Source organism: Bacillus sp. V5-8f (assembly GCF_002863565.1).
Classification (GTDB): domain Bacteria; phylum Bacillota; class Bacilli; order Bacillales; family DSM-1321; genus Peribacillus.
The window spans coordinates 183,346-197,476 of sequence record NZ_PGUW01000007.1; the positions used below are offsets into that span (position 1 = coordinate 183,346).

Genomic DNA, 14,131 nt, shown 5'->3' on the forward strand with positions numbered 1-14,131 from the left:
AAAAATATATATTCCTATCTTTTCTTTTCTACATGAAATGACAAAGTCAGACAAACCCTGAATAATGTTATTCCAGTCTGTTCTACCTGATATAGTTTCTTGGAATTTCATAACATGATTTATTTAATAGTTTCTAAGCTTTTCTCTAAATCTTTATCAACAATGAAGACCTCGATTCTTTCACCAGTTTTCGTGCTAATATCACTGTGGGATGAAAGGACTTTACAGCCAGTATATTGTTCCACAATGTCTTCATATTGTTTGCTGTACATTTCGCGAAGTACTTCACGCATTTGTTTGACAAGCTGTCTCCCGGTTTCACAATTAGCAAGATGCTTTTCTTCTACAGTGAGGACTCCCTTGAAGCGCGTGATAAGCATGTCACTAATAATATAAGTTTTTGCCTCCTGTGGTCCCCGGCCTATCAGTTCGCGCTGGAGCTTAATAAAAGCTGCACTAATTTCAGCCTCAAGTTTCTTTTTTGAATTTAACATATTGCCTCCACCCGCGTTACTGTGATTTATCGAACTTATCATAATTCCGGATTTAATACTTGTCAACGATAAAATGAACTCAATAAAAAATGAGAAGGATCATGCAATATTGAGCATTTGTATAAAAATATGGCTGGAATGAGCGATTATGAATGATTTTAGGTAAAAAACAAGGATTTTTACTGTTTTACAATAATTGAAAGAGAGGCGTAAAATATCTTCATAAAATCAATTTGATATCGGCCAAATCTCAGGGAACTGAGAACGGAGGACCCATTCTATTGGGGTTAATTCTGTATTTTGCAGAAGGGATGAGAACTCTTTCGCCATCCTACCCGCCAGCTAACTTCGTCGGCTAAAGCGAAGGAGGTCATAAGACCGCCTTAATCAGGGGGTTTTTTTGTTGCTTTTTGCAGCAAGATAACAACCTGTGCCATATGTAGGTCTTTTTATTATGCCTACAAATGAAAAGGTTTCTTGGGAGACAGAAAGCAAAGCGAGCTTTATATCTTGCTGGGCGTTAAGTAGACCAATGAGTACTTTTTCTCCATTCTATGTTTCATGCAGACTTTTAAAGTTCTATCGTTTGATATCCATAGATATCTGCGAACTTTAATAAGTACTGTATTGCTGCATGCCGGGGAAAAGTAAGCATTGGTCTTTTTGGTGTCCAAATCTGCTTTTCTCCCGAATTTATTTTGGACTTTTGACTCTTTTAAGATTTAGTGGGGGAATGGAATAAACGCAGGGGTCGGAATCCTAATTGAAGTTATTTATGTGTCAGGGAGGCTAGTCATGTCGGAGGCTTTAATTGCTCTTAGTATTTTTATCGTTGTATATGCAATAATCATTTCAGAAAAAATACATCGAACGATCATAGCATTGGTCGGCGGAGTACTACTAATTGGTTTTGGAGTACTAAATCAAGAAGAGGCCCTTCGTTTTATTGATTTCAATACGTTGGGTTTACTAATCGGAATGATGATCATTGTAAATATTACCTCGCTAACAGGCGTATTCGGGTACATCGCCATTTGGTCTGTAAAAAAAGTAAAAGGATACCCCATCCGGATTCTGGTCGTTTTGAGTTTGGTGACCGCACTCGCATCCGCACTTTTAGATAATGTTACTACCGTTTTATTAGTTGTTCCAGTAACTCTTAGCATCACTGCACAATTGAAGGTTGACCCAATTCCCTTTTTAATTTCTGAGATATTTGCAGCTAACATTGGCGGAACAGCTACGATGATTGGAGATCCACCGAATATCATGATCGGCAGCGCCGTAGAGGAATTAACATTTCTTTCTTTTATTGATAATCTGGCCTTTGTCTCTTTCATTATTTTATTCGTTACTGTGTTCCTGTTTGTGGTGCTCTACCGTAAAAGGCTGACAACCACACAAGAGTTGAGGGAACGCTTACTAAAGAAAGATGAAAAAGCAGAAATAAAAGATAGAAAATTGTTAATTAAATGCTTGTTGGTTATAGCTTTAACGATTAGTGGATTTTTCGTCCACCAGTTCATTGATATCGAAACGGCCACTATTTCTTTAGCTGGGGCGTTTCTATTGCTGTTAATCACGGGGGACAAATATTTAGAACGAGCATTGGAAAAAGTAGAATGGACGACCATATTCTTCTTTATCGGATTATTTGTCATAGTCGGAGGATTGGTTGAAACCGGTCTTATTAAGGCTTTAGCAGAGAAAGCATTATCTCTGACTGGAGGAGAATTAAAGCCCACTACATTTCTCATCTTATGGATGAGTGCTTTACTTTCGGCTTTTGTGGATAATATCCCTTTTGTGGCCACTATGATTCCCATGATTAAAGAGATGGGCAGAATGGGCATTACAGATTTGCAGCCATTGTGGTGGAGCCTTTCCTTAGGGGCGTGTTTAGGGGGGAACGGGACACTTATAGGAGCCAGTGCCAATTTGGTAGTAGCGGGATTGGCTTCAAAAGAAGACCACCCTATTTCCTTTATGAAATATTTAAAAATTGGTTTTCCTTTAATGCTTGTTTCTGTAGTGATATCTACGGTTTATGTTTACATAAGATACCTTTGGTGAGCGTAACAATATACTTTGTCAGTTAGGAGAAAACTATGAAGAAAATAACTGAGCATCTCGACCCTCCTAAAATTCTTGTGTTGGGCTTTGCGGCACTGATCCTTATTGGAGCCTTTTTGCTGACCCTTCCCATTGCAACTCATGATGGAAAAGGGCTTTCTTTTTTAAATGCATTATTTACCGCTACATCGGCAACATGTGTGACCGGTCTGGTTGTCGTGGATACTGCGGATACATTTACGACATTTGGTGAATTGGTTATCCTGGCACTCATTCAAATCGGCGGACTGGGATTTATGACCTTTGCCACGTTTTTCTTTTTCCTCCTAGGTAAGCGGATTTCTTTACGGGAAAGATTAATATTACAGGAAGCTATGAATAACGTTTCGTTTGCCGGTATTGTCAAATTAGTCAAAAGAGTTTTGGTATTTACAGCCATAATAGAGTTGGCGGGTGCTGCTATTCTGGCCATCAGATTCTCTTTTGACATGCCGATAGGAAAAGCTATCTATTGGGGCATATTCCACGCGATATCAAATTTCAATAACGCCGGCTTTGATTTAAACGGGGAGTTTCGAAGCCTCACTCCGTTTGTAGATGACCCAACGGTTGTTCTTACCGTCTGCGCGCTTATAACGTTAGGCGGAATCGGCTTCATTGTCCTGAATGAACTGTATGAATATCATGATACTCGCCGCCTTTCCATTCATACCAAAGTAGTTTTGGCAACCACGCTGATCCTCACACTAGGTGCCACCATCCTGATTTTTGGTTTTGAATATGGAAATCACAAAACGCTCGAACCTTTATCATTTACCGGAAAGGTATTGGGTTCGCTGTTCCAGGCCGTCACACCTAGGACTGCTGGTGCTAACACATTGCCCATCGGGGATTTAACACAATCTACTTTGTTCCTGATTATTTTTCTAATGTATGTTGGTGCCGGGCCGGGTTCCACTGCTGGAGGAATTAAAATAACAACTTTAGCTGTGCTTTCAGCTACAGTATGGTCCCAAATCAGGGGGAGAGAAGATGTCGTCATGTTTCGACGCCGGATTGTGATTGAAACTATTTTAAAGGCACTTACTGTAGCGACCATAGGAATGTTTGTTGTTATGGCGGTTACTATGCTCCTTACTATTATAGAAGATGAACGGCATCCTTTCATGATGTACCTGTTTGAAGCTACCTCTGCGTTTGGTACGGTAGGGCTTTCGATGGGACTGACCCCTGAATTGTCGCCAATCGGCCGGTTAATCATTATTTTTACAATGTTTGCAGGGCGGTTAGGACCGCTTACTCTTGCGTTTGCTGTATCTGTGAGAAGAAAACCTAATGCTGTTCGTCAACCAAAAGGAAAGATCATGATTGGTTAAGTTGTAATCTTCAGGAGGATGCTAATCTATGGGCATACGTCAATATGCTGTTATTGGTTTAGGAAGGTTTGGAATAAGCGTGGCACAGCGGTTACACGAGGCTGGACAAGAGGTTTTGGGCATTGATATTAATGAGGTGCGGGTGGAAGAGGCTGAATTATCCGTTACCCATGCGGTTGTTGCCGATACTACCGAGGAGGAGGCGCTTAAATCAGTTGGCATCCTTAATTTTGATTGTGTAATTGTGGCGATTGGAAATGATATGCAATCAAGCATTTTAACCACTATGCTTCTAAAGGAACTGGGAGTCAAAAAAGTAATTGCCAAAGCTCTCGGTAAACATCACGGCAAGGTTTTAGAAAAAATAGGAGCTGACTTGATCATTTATCCAGAAAGGGATATGGGTGAACGTGTTGCTAATCAGCTTTTATCACCCAATATGTTAAATTATATAGAATTATCACATGAGTATAACATAGAGGAAATTTTAATCCCTCGGAGTATGGCGGAAAAAAGTCTTCGAGAACTCGATATTCGCGCAAAATATAATGTGAGTGCCATTGCCGTCGTTCGAGATGGAAATGTCGTGATCTCTCCTTCCCCTGATGAAGTTATACATAAAGGAGATATGTTGGTGCTAATTGGAAGTAGAGATGATCTATCGGATTTTTCTAATTTAGAATAGCAATCGGTTCTAGAGCTTTAATTAAACGAAACTGATATTTTCAAAAGCGATACTGTAGAGTAAAAATTACTTCGGGGAATGATCTTTTTATGAATGAAAAATTGAGATTGAGTGTGGTGATAAGGACTAAATACTGAACATTTGACAAATTTGGTCAGGTTGTATACAATAAAATTAACTTAATACTAAGTTCCCTAAAGGGGAGTAGCTTTCACAGCAAAGTCGTCATTACAGAGTTTAACTCTCGGCTTTGTTGGCAACTAAAGTTGTTAGCAAGACCTTTATCATTGTTGGTAAAGGTCTTTATTTGTGGCTTTTTACCAATTGGTGAAGGCCACTTTTTTATTTTTATAGCTTAAATAATAAGGGGTGATAACGGATGAAGAGAATGAGATTTTCTTTAGACGATTTAATACGGAGCAATAAAGAAGAAATTTTGAAGGATAGGCAGGAAATAGAGAAAATTGACCGTAGGGTTGATGAGAAACTAGTCAAAAAAGTAAGAGAGCATAATACAACCGTACCTGCGAAATAGGGTTAATCTAAACTACCGTAATATTGTTCTTTTAAATAGATAGAAAATATGAATGTATAATAATAGGAGGCTGCCCTTATATCTCTTTTAGAGTTAATTAAATATGTTATGATTTTTTTTCAGGGCCAACAAGAGGACGAATAATTTTAACCACCGTACCCATACAAAGTCACAGGAGGATTTAAATGAAAGTATATTTTAAATTAACTTTCCTGCTTGCCATAGTAGGGATTATTTCGTTCGGATTAATAGCTTGTAGTCCAGGCAATAACTATAGTCAACAATCAAACGGACCAAGCAGCAAACAAGAAGAAACCAATCCGGATGGTGTGAAACTGCTTTCTGCTACCGTCACTAATGTAGTAGATGGTGACACCATTGATGTAAAGATCAATAATAAAGAAGAGAGAGTTCGTTTATTACTAATAGATACACCAGAAACAAAGCATCCTTCCAAACCTATACAGCCGTACGGACCTGAAGCATTTGATCATACAAAACATGAGTTATTAGGGAAGCAAGTGGGGTTGGAAAAAGATGTATCTGAACGTGACCGTTATGGAAGAATGTTGGCTTACATTTGGGTAGACGGAGAGTTATATAACGAAACACTAATCAAAAAGGGATTAGCACGTGTTGCTACCTTCCCGCCTGATGTAAAGTATGTCAATCGTTTTATCGAAAAGCAAAAGGAAGCCCAGAAAAAAGGTGTAGGCATTTGGAGCATAGAGAACTATGTGCAGGAAAAAAGATATAATTCTGATATCCAGCAGAAGCGAACTAGCATCACGAATAACGAACAAAACCAAGACGTAATACAGAATGAAGAATGCGATGGAAAGATTAAAGGAAATAAAAACTCAAGGATTTATCATCTACCAAGCGGTGCGCATTACGATGAAGTCGCAGCAGATAACGTTGTGTGGTTCTGTACAGAAGATGAGGCGAAAGCCGAGGGCTACCGGAAATCAAAAAACTAACATCATGTATAAATAAAGATACATCGAACAATAGCGGGAAAGGGTAACAGCACTCTATCCCGCTATATTCGTTTGTTGTTTCGATACAGATACAAAATTAGAAATTCTAAACTAAAAATAATAGTCCTATGAATCAATCCAAATGAAGCTACAACTCTTTTTTACTTCCTCCAAAGCTGTTGTGTGATATGGTATAATATCTATACAAAATAACGGAGGTAGCCGTATGCAAAAAGGGATTATACACTATGGCATTGGTGATTCAATAGATACATATATGTATATAAAAAGCAGTACAAAAGCAGTTGCAAGTAATGGAAAACCTTTTTTGACCCTGATTCTTTCTGATAAGACCGGGGAAATTGAGGCTAAGCTTTGGGATGTCTCCGAAGATGACGTGAGAAGCTTTTCTTCTGAAAACGCCGTTAAAATTATGGGTGAAATTCAGAATTACCGCGGCAGAAGCCAGTTGAAGATTAGAAATATCCGATTGACAACGGACCTGGATGCTATTAATATATCAGATTTGATTCAGACAGCACCCATTGGACAGGAAGAAATGATGGAGAAAATTACGCAGTATATCTTTGAAATGAGGAATCCGAATATACAGCGTATTACACGCCATCTTCTTAAAAAATACCAATCTGAATTTATTACATTTCCTGCAGCCACTAAGAACCACCATGAGTTCATGTCAGGGCTTGCCTATCATGTAGTTTCTATGCTGGACTTGGCTAAGGCCATTGCTGGTTTATACCCGAAGCTAAATAAAGATTTACTATATGCGGGGGTAATCCTTCATGACCTTGGAAAGGTAATGGAATTGTCGGGACCTGTTTCGACTGCATATACAGTTGAAGGCAACTTGCTTGGCCATATCACGATTATGGTAAGTGAAATAAGTAAAGCTGCCGATGAGCTCGGTCTAGATGGGGAAGAAATTATGATACTAAAGCATCTGGTTCTATCCCATCATGGCAAGGCAGAATGGGGCAGCCCAAAGCCACCGCTTGTCATGGAGGCAGAAGTCCTTCATTATATTGATAATATTGATGCCAAGATCAATATGATGGACCGGGCTCTAGAGAGAGTAAAACCAGGCGAATTCACGGAAAGAGTCTTTGCCCTTGAAAACCGTTCATTTTATAAACCTCAAATTTAATGAAATATGCTTCTTCTCAAAGTTTGAGAGGAAGCATATTTTTTTATGCAAAAGCATATTTTCTACTAAGGAGAAGGGACCAGCTCCCTTGAAAGGAGAAAAACATAATGCCGATTTGGGTTTGGCTTGTATTGGCGGGTATTCTTGTAAGTGCGGTGATGACAGTAAGGACAGCGAAACAGGAACGGAAAGAGGACGACCTATACATTGAACAAGAAGGACAAAAGTATATCGACAGGATGAATGAAGAAATAGAAAGGAAGAAAAGCGACGTGCAACATGGGGCATAAACGAAAAAGAAAGCAGCTGGACTGTACGGACACCAGAAAAGCCGAATAATCGCAAGAGAGATTTTTTAGAGCCGAATGCAGTGTGCATTCGGCTCTAGGCGTTAGAGCAGTTTCCTGCAAGCTCATAAAAAAGGACTGTCCAATTGAAACTTTACCTCAACTGTAAAAGTCGGAGGGGAAGTTTTTTGGACAGTCCTTTGATGTTATTCGGTTTGCGACTGTTGTGGCTTTAAGGCATTTTCTAAGTCTTTATCCTTAATATCAACATCAGCGTTTTTCAGTTCCTTATCCATTGCTTTTTGAACAGTTGCTTCATCAAGCTTGGAAGTTTTTAAATCTTTTTCAATTTGGCTCTTCATTTCAGCATACGATTTTTTTTCTTTCTTATCCAAGAGCTGAATGATATGGTAGCCATGCTCTGATTTTACAGGGGCGCTGATCTCGTTTTTCTTTAATGCATACGTTGCGTTTTCAAATTCAGGTACCATTTGTCCAGCCCCGAACCAGCCTAGGTCTCCGCCTTTTTCAGCAGATCCTGGATCCTGCGAGTACTTTTTGGCCAGATCTTCGAATTTTTCACCCTTGTCCAGCTTTTGCTTTACTTCTTTAGCTGTTTTTTCATCATTAACTAGGATATGTCTGGCTTTTACTTCAGGCTTCAGTGAGTCATAATGCTCTTTCATTTCCTTTTCAGTTACCTTGACATCTTTTATTGCTGCCTTTTCTTGCATCATGCTCACTTTCATGGAGCGTTTTAATGCATTTTCATCTTTATAGCCGGCTTGTGCTAGTGCCATTTCAAAATTAGCGCCCATCTGTTCTTTAAGCTCGTCCACTTTTTTGTCTACTTCTTTATCAGAGACTTTATAATTCTCAGAAAGGACTTGTTCATACACCAGCTCCTGGACAACCTGGTTGCCATATCTGTCTTTCATTGCGTTATAAAGTTCTTCTTTTGAAATATCACCGGATTTCGTTTTCACAACAGCTTCTGAATCTCCGCCGTTGTTACAAGCAGTAAGGCCAATCAAGCCAGCAGCAACCGCAATTGATAATGCCCATTTCCTCATTAAGAAACAACTCCTGTATATATATTCGTGTTCGTTTACTAAATCCACAAATCTTACTATAACATAAAATGGGACTTTTACAAAAAATAATATCGAATATTTTCTTTTACTTAAATTATAAAAAACTGGGTTAATGACCTATCCAGATATAGTCCATAGCACATATGATGTATCGAAAATAACACAGGAGGAGAGAGGATATGGCAGACGGTGCTGTTGGTTATGGCAGCGGATTTGCATTGTTAGTTGTACTGTTTGTTTTATTAATTATTGTGGGATGTGCTTGCTGGGGGTAATGCGAATCATGCCATGCAAGAAAGAAGCCTAAACCTTTTAAGGCTATAAGAATAAGATGAGACAGCTGCATAATTTAGCAGCTGATTGATCCAAAGGAAAGGAGGAAAATCAATGTCTGGAGGATATGCTGGTGGCTTCGGCGGAGGTTTTGCTTTATTGGTTGTTCTTTTCATCCTTTTGGTAATAATCGGATGCTCCTGTTGGTTCTAATCTCCCCAAAAAAGAGAAGCGCATTGGGGCGCTTCTCTTTACTGTTGTTCCTATGTATACAGTATTTCGATATAAGAAGATAAAAGCAGGATCGTAATTAATATGTTGATTGTTCGAAACACCTTAGGCTGACGGTCTTCAGGAATTTCTTTTTGGAGACATAAAGCATTTGTCATGCTGTTCACGTTGTATAAGATTACGATCGAGAAGAGAATAAAAAATAACGAAATCACTTCCTGAATCCCTCCTTCATGCATTCATGTATATCTACGATACCAAAAATTATCCAAAAAAGATAGACTAAAAGTTTGGGATTGTATTGGCAAGAAGCTTTGCTCAAGCCGGGACAGGAGAGAAATTTCCAGGCATTCAAACATTTTTGTGAAGAAGTGAGCAAATAGGCCGAAATAAGAAGCGGAGGTTTTCTAACCATAGTCCGCTTAAATGGAGATTGGCAGTTTCCGAGAGAGCTAGCAGGTTTAATCGATTGCCCAAAATTGGAAAATAATCATGCTGTTCAGACAGGCTCAGCTTCTTTTTGTATCTTTTTTTTTGTGATTTTTCCGTCTTCGACTACAAATTGCTTATCGATATTGGCAAATGACCGTTCAAATATTTCCATGAAGTCTTCCCCATAAATGTTTCTGATTACCGCCATCATTTCAATCATCTCAGGGAACTTGCCATACAGATCACGCAGAGGAAGAGCGCCAGAGAATACAGCATTGTTATCCGGATTATAAGTTTCCATCAGGCTTAGTAAGATGTTTTCACCTTTGTCTGTGATCTGGATATAGGTGTTTCTTTTGTCATTTTCTTTTTTCGAAAACTGTAGAAGACCCCGTTCCTCAAGCTTTTTTGAAAAGTTGAAGGCGGTTGACACGTGCATTACACCGAATTTGGCAACATCTGATATGGATGCCCCATTTAAATGATAGGCAATCCATAGTATGTGATGCTCATTAATGTTGAGGTCAAACGGCTTGATCCATTGCTGCCAATCTTTTTCAATCGATTTCCATAGTGCCTTGCTCAGTTGGGCAACCCGCTGGCTGAAAAGCAAAGCTTCTTTCATAGAATAATTTTTATCCTGCATGTACTGGCTCACCTACTTTTATAATTCTCTATATTTATTATGACAATAAAATAAAAATTAATAAAGATAAAAATTAACAAAATTTTTAGAAACTTTTAGAACCACCAAAACCCGTTGCCTATTGTTTTTAGCATTTGAACATAGCTACATAATAAATATAGAGAAGATTGAAGTTAATGTGAGGGATTTTCCTCCTTATATTTTAAGTCGGCTGCATGGGTAAGCAGTGTGGCCATTATCGGAAAGCGCAGGTAAATCCGGGCACTGGGGGCCGTACTGACTTCCGAATGCGCCGGATTTTTTCTTAGTTAGCCTGTTTGTTTAAGATTGGTGAAGCCGCTGCCGTATTCTCCAATTCACTGATGGAAGACTCTAGTTCCTGGATATGGCTTGTCAGCTCTTGCTTGTTAGGCTCAATGTCCTGCTTCCAGTTTTCAATCAATACTTTAACATCTCCAATAAATGTGTTTATTGATTCTTTGCTGACCTTCGAGGCGTTTGCTGTTTCCTCTTTTATATCGATCAGCCGCTCCTTCACTTCCGTAAGCGTTGCCAAAATTTCATCCTTATTGTCCTTTATTTTCGTCCTTAATTGCTTGCCAGAGGATGGGGCTGTAAGCATAGTTGCAGCTCCAGCAATGACGGTCCCTGTCAGGAAACCGATAAAAAATGTTTTTCCATTCACAGCGATCACCTCTTTTTAAAATATTTTTTAATAAGTTAATTCAGGAAGCAGCAGATTAGTAAAATTGCCTAGCATGAGTATAGGCAGAGGTTGTCCTTTTTTCTTAAAGTACCATAATCTTCATATTTTTAAAAGCGGAACATTCTTTATATCTTTATATCACAAAAACTTTTATTTAAACGTAAATACGAAAATATTTAGTATTTAAAAATAGTGTGATTTCGGATGGTTCAATAAGCCAAGTCGGAGTGTTAGGGAATAATCCGTAGACAAGCGACATATAGATGTAAGTAGGAGCCATTGTTTTTGGGGAGGAGGGGACCATTCTTGGAGAAAGTGATATATGTAATTTTTACGTTAGGCACCCTTTGCCTTGCGGGAATGCTGTTCTTTCTCGGCCAATCCAGGCAGCCAGGGGTTTATCCTCCTAAACAGCAATTGAAAAAGCGTGGAATCATGCTTGGAGCCACAGGGGCAGTCTTATTCTTTGTTGGTTTTGTTATTCGATCCTTTATATAAGGGGCATAGAATATAGAAAAAACACCGGAAAGGATTCCGGTGTTTTTCGCATTTAAATCTGTGCAGTAATATTTGACTTCTTTAGGATCCCGCTGATAATTGGGTAAAGGATTGCCACTGCAATAGTGTTTAAGGCAGTTGCCGGCAAAACGGCAGCCGTGAACATGCCTACGAACGCCCCAGGCAGACCAACAATAAAGTAAGCCGATGTCAAAAAGACAATTCCGGATATCAATGTACCAATCGCGGTCAAGACAGCGACAGTAACGGTTGAGCCAGCATACTTTTTCAGTACTGTCAGCATGAAATAAAAAACAAAAGAAGTGATGAATTTATCTATAATATTTGGGATGAATCCGCCGGGAAATGAAGAAGTAAGGCCGGATATAATCCCACTCGCAATTGCTACGAGGAATACACTTTTTTTATCTGGAAAAAGGACAATGGCCAAAAATGTCATGATCAGCATCATGTCCGGTTTCATTCCAAGGACAAAGCCAGGGATTAATATGTGCAGTGCTGCTCCAATCCCCACCATAAGGGATAAAGCCGCTAACATTTTCGTATTCATTTCTCATCTCTCCTATTCTCTTCTCATCTGATTTTTGGGCTTCCCCAGCAGTGCACTTATTGCCTGATGCGGGAAGTTTCCATCAGTCAGTATACCATGCATACTCTATTTTTTGAAGGGTTTTTTTCTTAAATCCAATTTTTACTCTTTAACAGCTGTGGCAGAATAAGATTCTTTGAACTTTTTCATGAATCCAGCCAGTTCCTCACAGTGAGATAAAGGTACAGCATTGTAGATGGAAGCACGGCATCCGCCTACGGAACGATGGCCGTTTAAGCCGACAAAACCGGCTTGCTTTGCCTCTTCCAGAAATTGTTTTGTCGAAGCTTCATCAGGAAGAGTGAATGTCACATTCATATGGGAGCGGCTCGCAGGCTCCGCATGTCCCTTGTAAAAACCTTCACTGTTATCTATTGCATCGTAAATGACCTTCGCCTTGGCGCTATTGATTTCCTGAAGAGCCTCTACGCCTCCCTGTTCTTTTACCCATTCTAAAACAAGGGAGAGCAAATAAATAGCCAAGGTTGGCGGTGTATTATAAAGCGAATTGTTTTTCACATGTGTTTCATAGTTCAGCATCGTTGGCAGGTTTGTAAGCGAGCTGTTAACTAGATCTTTACGGATTATGACCAACGTTACCCCAGATGGGCCGAGGTTTTTTTGGGCGCCTGCATAAATCAGTCCAAATTTGCTGACATCAATTTTCTTGCTCAAAATATCGCTCGACATATCAGCAACAAGAGGTACATCTTTTAATTCTGGATAACTGCTCCACTGCGTGCCGAAAATTGTATTGTTTGTCGTAATATGGACATAGGAGGCATCCTCCTCAAAAGCAATTTCTTCTGCAGAAGGAATGTAAGTATAATTAGAGTCCTTTGCAGAAGCGGACACTACAGTATCACCCAGTTTTTCAGCTTCCTTCAATGCTTTCTCAGACCAAGATCCTGTTAGCACATAATATGCCTTTTTGCCTTGCTTGAGCAAATTCATCGGTACCATGGAAAATTGGAGGCTGGCACCGCCCTGTAAAAACAGGATTTCATAATTATCCGGAATTTCCATTACTTCCTTCAGCAAGGAAATCGCCTTGTTATGGATGTTCTCAAACGTTTGGCTTCTGTGGCTTAATTCCATAACCGACATGCCTGTATCCTCAATGTTTAACCATTCTTTCTGGGCCTTTTCTAAAACAGCTGCTGGTAATGCGGCAGGTCCAGCGTTAAAGTTTAGTGCACGTTTCAATGGACTTCCTCCTCACAGTGATGCGCTAAAGTAAAAAATTTATTTCTATCGTACCAGAAATGTTCGACAAAATGGAACATAATTTTGAATTTTCTCTTAAAGGATGACTCATTTCTCTGCTTGTACAGAGAATAAAAAACCAGGGAATAATTGTCCCTGGCTCTAATGGTAAATCTGTTCTTATTTAATGTGCTTAGATATCGAACCGGCGATATTTTGGAGATCTTCGGAAGAATATTCACTGGTATGCGTCTTCCAAACGGCACCGAATCCATCATCCTCGCCGTGGCGCGGGATCAGGTGCATATGGTAATGAAAAACGGATTGTCCAGCTGCTTCCCCATTGTTGTTAAGAATGTTCAAGCCGATTGGATTAAACTCGGCTTTGATGGCTTTAGCTATTTCCGGAACCGCTTCAAATAAATTTTTCGCGATTTCAGGTGTCAATTCATAGATGTTTTCTTTATGTACTTTTGGGATGACCAAAGTATGCCCTTTTGTTACCTGGCTGATATCAAGAAAGGCAAGGACATGTTCATTTTCAAATACTTTAGCACCGGGGATGTCCCCGTTTATGATGCTACAGAATATGCAATCACTCATGAAAAACCATCCTTTACATTTGAAATTTTCGATTAACCTGGATGTGTTTTCTATCGTATCATAGCTTGCTCGAAAAGGGGAAACAGAAACAAGTATTTTTAGCCCAAAATAAAACAGGATGCAACCGTAAGTTGCACCCTGCCTAGAAAAAGGGGTTCAGCTTCTTATTGTACGTTCATTACTGTAGAATTCTCTTTGATCAACACCTCATTTACAAATTGTAATTGGGTTATGATT

At 39.3% G+C, this 14,131-nt stretch carries 18 protein-coding genes and 1 riboswitch; of the genes, 10 read left to right on the forward strand and 8 right to left on the reverse strand.

Features of this window, described 5'->3' with window-relative positions:
- Positions 1-119: 119 nt before the first annotated feature.
- Positions 120-494 carry a Na-translocating system protein MpsC family protein gene (locus tag CUU64_RS11725; RefSeq protein WP_101633809.1) on the reverse strand — a complete coding sequence of 125 codons (375 nt, stop codon included), beginning with the start codon at positions 492-494 and terminating at the stop codon, positions 120-122.
- 231 nt (positions 495-725) lie between these two features.
- A riboswitch (cyclic di-AMP (ydaO/yuaA leader) is annotated at positions 726-866 on the forward strand.
- Between the two features lie 423 nt (positions 867-1,289).
- On the opposite strand from CUU64_RS11725, the gene CUU64_RS11730 reads away from it, so the two are divergent.
- The 7 genes from CUU64_RS11730 to CUU64_RS11760 all read left to right on the forward strand — a co-directional run bounded on the left by CUU64_RS11730 (position 1,290) and on the right by CUU64_RS11760 (position 7,598).
- Positions 1,290-2,567 (forward strand): ArsB/NhaD family transporter, encoded by a 1,278-nt coding sequence (locus tag CUU64_RS11730; protein WP_101633810.1) that lies wholly within the window; start codon positions 1,290-1,292, stop codon positions 2,565-2,567.
- 35 nt (positions 2,568-2,602) lie between these two features.
- Positions 2,603-3,943 carry a TrkH family potassium uptake protein gene (locus CUU64_RS11735; protein WP_101633811.1) on the forward strand — a complete coding sequence of 447 codons (1,341 nt, stop codon included), beginning with the start codon at positions 2,603-2,605 and terminating at the stop codon, positions 3,941-3,943.
- A 28-nt stretch (positions 3,944-3,971) separates the two neighbouring features.
- Positions 3,972-4,628 carry a potassium channel family protein gene (locus tag CUU64_RS11740; RefSeq protein ID WP_101633812.1) on the forward strand — a complete coding sequence of 219 codons (657 nt, stop codon included), beginning with the start codon at positions 3,972-3,974 and terminating at the stop codon, positions 4,626-4,628.
- A gap of 379 nt (positions 4,629-5,007) precedes the next feature.
- Positions 5,008-5,163 (forward strand): FbpB family small basic protein, encoded by a 156-nt coding sequence (locus CUU64_RS11745; RefSeq protein ID WP_101633813.1) that lies wholly within the window; start codon positions 5,008-5,010, stop codon positions 5,161-5,163.
- Between the two features lie 185 nt (positions 5,164-5,348).
- Complete coding sequence (locus tag CUU64_RS11750) at positions 5,349-6,143, forward strand: thermonuclease family protein (protein ID WP_101633814.1); 795 nt, start codon at positions 5,349-5,351, stop codon at positions 6,141-6,143.
- Between the two features lie 226 nt (positions 6,144-6,369).
- Positions 6,370-7,308 carry a 3'-5' exoribonuclease YhaM gene (gene yhaM / locus CUU64_RS11755; protein ID WP_101633815.1) on the forward strand — a complete coding sequence of 313 codons (939 nt, stop codon included), beginning with the start codon at positions 6,370-6,372 and terminating at the stop codon, positions 7,306-7,308.
- Positions 7,309-7,415: 107 nt separating this feature from the next.
- On the forward strand, positions 7,416-7,598 hold the full coding sequence (locus CUU64_RS11760) for a sporulation YhaL family protein (RefSeq protein ID WP_101633816.1): 183 nt from the start codon (positions 7,416-7,418) through the stop codon (positions 7,596-7,598).
- 203 nt (positions 7,599-7,801) lie between these two features.
- Here CUU64_RS11760 and CUU64_RS11765 read toward each other — a convergent pair whose 3' ends face one another.
- Positions 7,802-8,668, reverse strand: coding sequence for a peptidylprolyl isomerase (locus CUU64_RS11765; RefSeq protein WP_101633817.1), 867 nt, complete (start codon positions 8,666-8,668; stop codon positions 7,802-7,804).
- 200 nt (positions 8,669-8,868) lie between these two features.
- Between CUU64_RS11765 and CUU64_RS11770 the strand changes: the two genes are divergently transcribed.
- Together CUU64_RS11770 and CUU64_RS11775 are read left to right on the forward strand one after the other, a co-directional pair.
- On the forward strand, positions 8,869-8,964 hold the full coding sequence (locus CUU64_RS11770) for a YjcZ family sporulation protein (RefSeq protein WP_101633818.1): 96 nt from the start codon (positions 8,869-8,871) through the stop codon (positions 8,962-8,964).
- Positions 8,965-9,076: 112 nt separating this feature from the next.
- Complete coding sequence (locus CUU64_RS11775) at positions 9,077-9,175, forward strand: YjcZ family sporulation protein (protein ID WP_101633819.1); 99 nt, start codon at positions 9,077-9,079, stop codon at positions 9,173-9,175.
- A gap of 50 nt (positions 9,176-9,225) precedes the next feature.
- Here the strand turns inward: CUU64_RS11775 and CUU64_RS11780 are convergent, their stop codons facing one another.
- The 3 genes from CUU64_RS11780 to CUU64_RS11790 all read right to left on the reverse strand — a co-directional run bounded on the left by CUU64_RS11780 (position 9,226) and on the right by CUU64_RS11790 (position 10,956).
- Positions 9,226-9,405: a hypothetical protein gene (locus CUU64_RS11780; protein WP_180954584.1), complete on the reverse strand. Its 180-nt coding sequence runs from the start codon at positions 9,403-9,405 to the stop codon at positions 9,226-9,228.
- Positions 9,406-9,692: 287 nt separating this feature from the next.
- Entirely contained in the window at positions 9,693-10,271 is a 579-nt protein-coding gene (locus tag CUU64_RS11785) for an HTH-type transcriptional regulator Hpr (RefSeq protein WP_101633821.1), read from the reverse strand.
- 304 nt (positions 10,272-10,575) lie between these two features.
- Positions 10,576-10,956, reverse strand: coding sequence for a YtxH domain-containing protein (locus tag CUU64_RS11790; RefSeq protein ID WP_101633822.1), 381 nt, complete (start codon positions 10,954-10,956; stop codon positions 10,576-10,578).
- A 336-nt stretch (positions 10,957-11,292) separates the two neighbouring features.
- Here CUU64_RS11790 and yhzF point away from each other — a divergent pair, with 336 nt between their 5' ends.
- Positions 11,293-11,475: a membrane protein YhzF gene (gene yhzF, locus CUU64_RS11795; RefSeq protein WP_483861837.1), complete on the forward strand. Its 183-nt coding sequence runs from the start codon at positions 11,293-11,295 to the stop codon at positions 11,473-11,475.
- Positions 11,476-11,527: 52 nt separating this feature from the next.
- On the opposite strand, the gene CUU64_RS11800 is transcribed toward yhzF, so the two are convergent.
- From CUU64_RS11800 to CUU64_RS11810, 3 genes are all read right to left on the reverse strand, one after another.
- Positions 11,528-12,046, reverse strand: a complete 519-nt coding sequence (locus CUU64_RS11800) for a tryptophan transporter (RefSeq protein ID WP_101633824.1) — start codon at positions 12,044-12,046, stop codon at positions 11,528-11,530.
- A gap of 141 nt (positions 12,047-12,187) precedes the next feature.
- Positions 12,188-13,291, reverse strand: a complete 1,104-nt coding sequence (serC, locus tag CUU64_RS11805) for a 3-phosphoserine/phosphohydroxythreonine transaminase (protein ID WP_101633825.1) — start codon at positions 13,289-13,291, stop codon at positions 12,188-12,190.
- A gap of 180 nt (positions 13,292-13,471) precedes the next feature.
- A complete protein-coding gene (locus tag CUU64_RS11810) occupies positions 13,472-13,894 on the reverse strand; it encodes an HIT family protein (protein WP_101633826.1) in 423 nt (140 codons plus the stop codon).
- Positions 13,895-14,131 lie beyond the last annotated feature (237 nt).

What these genes read in the sequence shown, in the direction of transcription:
- CUU64_RS11760 (WP_101633816.1), top strand. Translation starts at nt 7,416, where the DNA reads ATGCCGATTTGGGTTTGGCTTGTATTGGCGGGTATTCTTGTAAGTGCG.
- CUU64_RS11770 (WP_101633818.1), top strand. Translation starts at nt 8,869, where the DNA reads ATGGCAGACGGTGCTGTTGGTTATGGCAGCGGATTTGCATTGTTAGTT.
- CUU64_RS11810 (WP_101633826.1), bottom strand. Translation starts at nt 13,894, where the DNA reads ATGAGTGATTGCATATTCTGTAGCATCATAAACGGGGACATCCCCGGT.
- CUU64_RS11735 (WP_101633811.1), top strand. Translation starts at nt 2,603, where the DNA reads ATGAAGAAAATAACTGAGCATCTCGACCCTCCTAAAATTCTTGTGTTG.
- CUU64_RS11725 (WP_101633809.1), bottom strand. Translation starts at nt 494, where the DNA reads ATGTTAAATTCAAAAAAGAAACTTGAGGCTGAAATTAGTGCAGCTTTT.
- CUU64_RS11745 (WP_101633813.1), top strand. Translation starts at nt 5,008, where the DNA reads ATGAAGAGAATGAGATTTTCTTTAGACGATTTAATACGGAGCAATAAA.
- CUU64_RS11730 (WP_101633810.1), top strand. Translation starts at nt 1,290, where the DNA reads ATGTCGGAGGCTTTAATTGCTCTTAGTATTTTTATCGTTGTATATGCA.
- CUU64_RS11800 (WP_101633824.1), bottom strand. Translation starts at nt 12,046, where the DNA reads ATGAATACGAAAATGTTAGCGGCTTTATCCCTTATGGTGGGGATTGGA.
- CUU64_RS11750 (WP_101633814.1), top strand. Translation starts at nt 5,349, where the DNA reads ATGAAAGTATATTTTAAATTAACTTTCCTGCTTGCCATAGTAGGGATT.
- CUU64_RS11785 (WP_101633821.1), bottom strand. Translation starts at nt 10,271, where the DNA reads ATGCAGGATAAAAATTATTCTATGAAAGAAGCTTTGCTTTTCAGCCAG.
- CUU64_RS11740 (WP_101633812.1), top strand. Translation starts at nt 3,972, where the DNA reads ATGGGCATACGTCAATATGCTGTTATTGGTTTAGGAAGGTTTGGAATA.
- yhaM (WP_101633815.1), top strand. Translation starts at nt 6,370, where the DNA reads ATGCAAAAAGGGATTATACACTATGGCATTGGTGATTCAATAGATACA.
- CUU64_RS11775 (WP_101633819.1), top strand. Translation starts at nt 9,077, where the DNA reads ATGTCTGGAGGATATGCTGGTGGCTTCGGCGGAGGTTTTGCTTTATTG.
- CUU64_RS11765 (WP_101633817.1), bottom strand. Translation starts at nt 8,668, where the DNA reads ATGAGGAAATGGGCATTATCAATTGCGGTTGCTGCTGGCTTGATTGGC.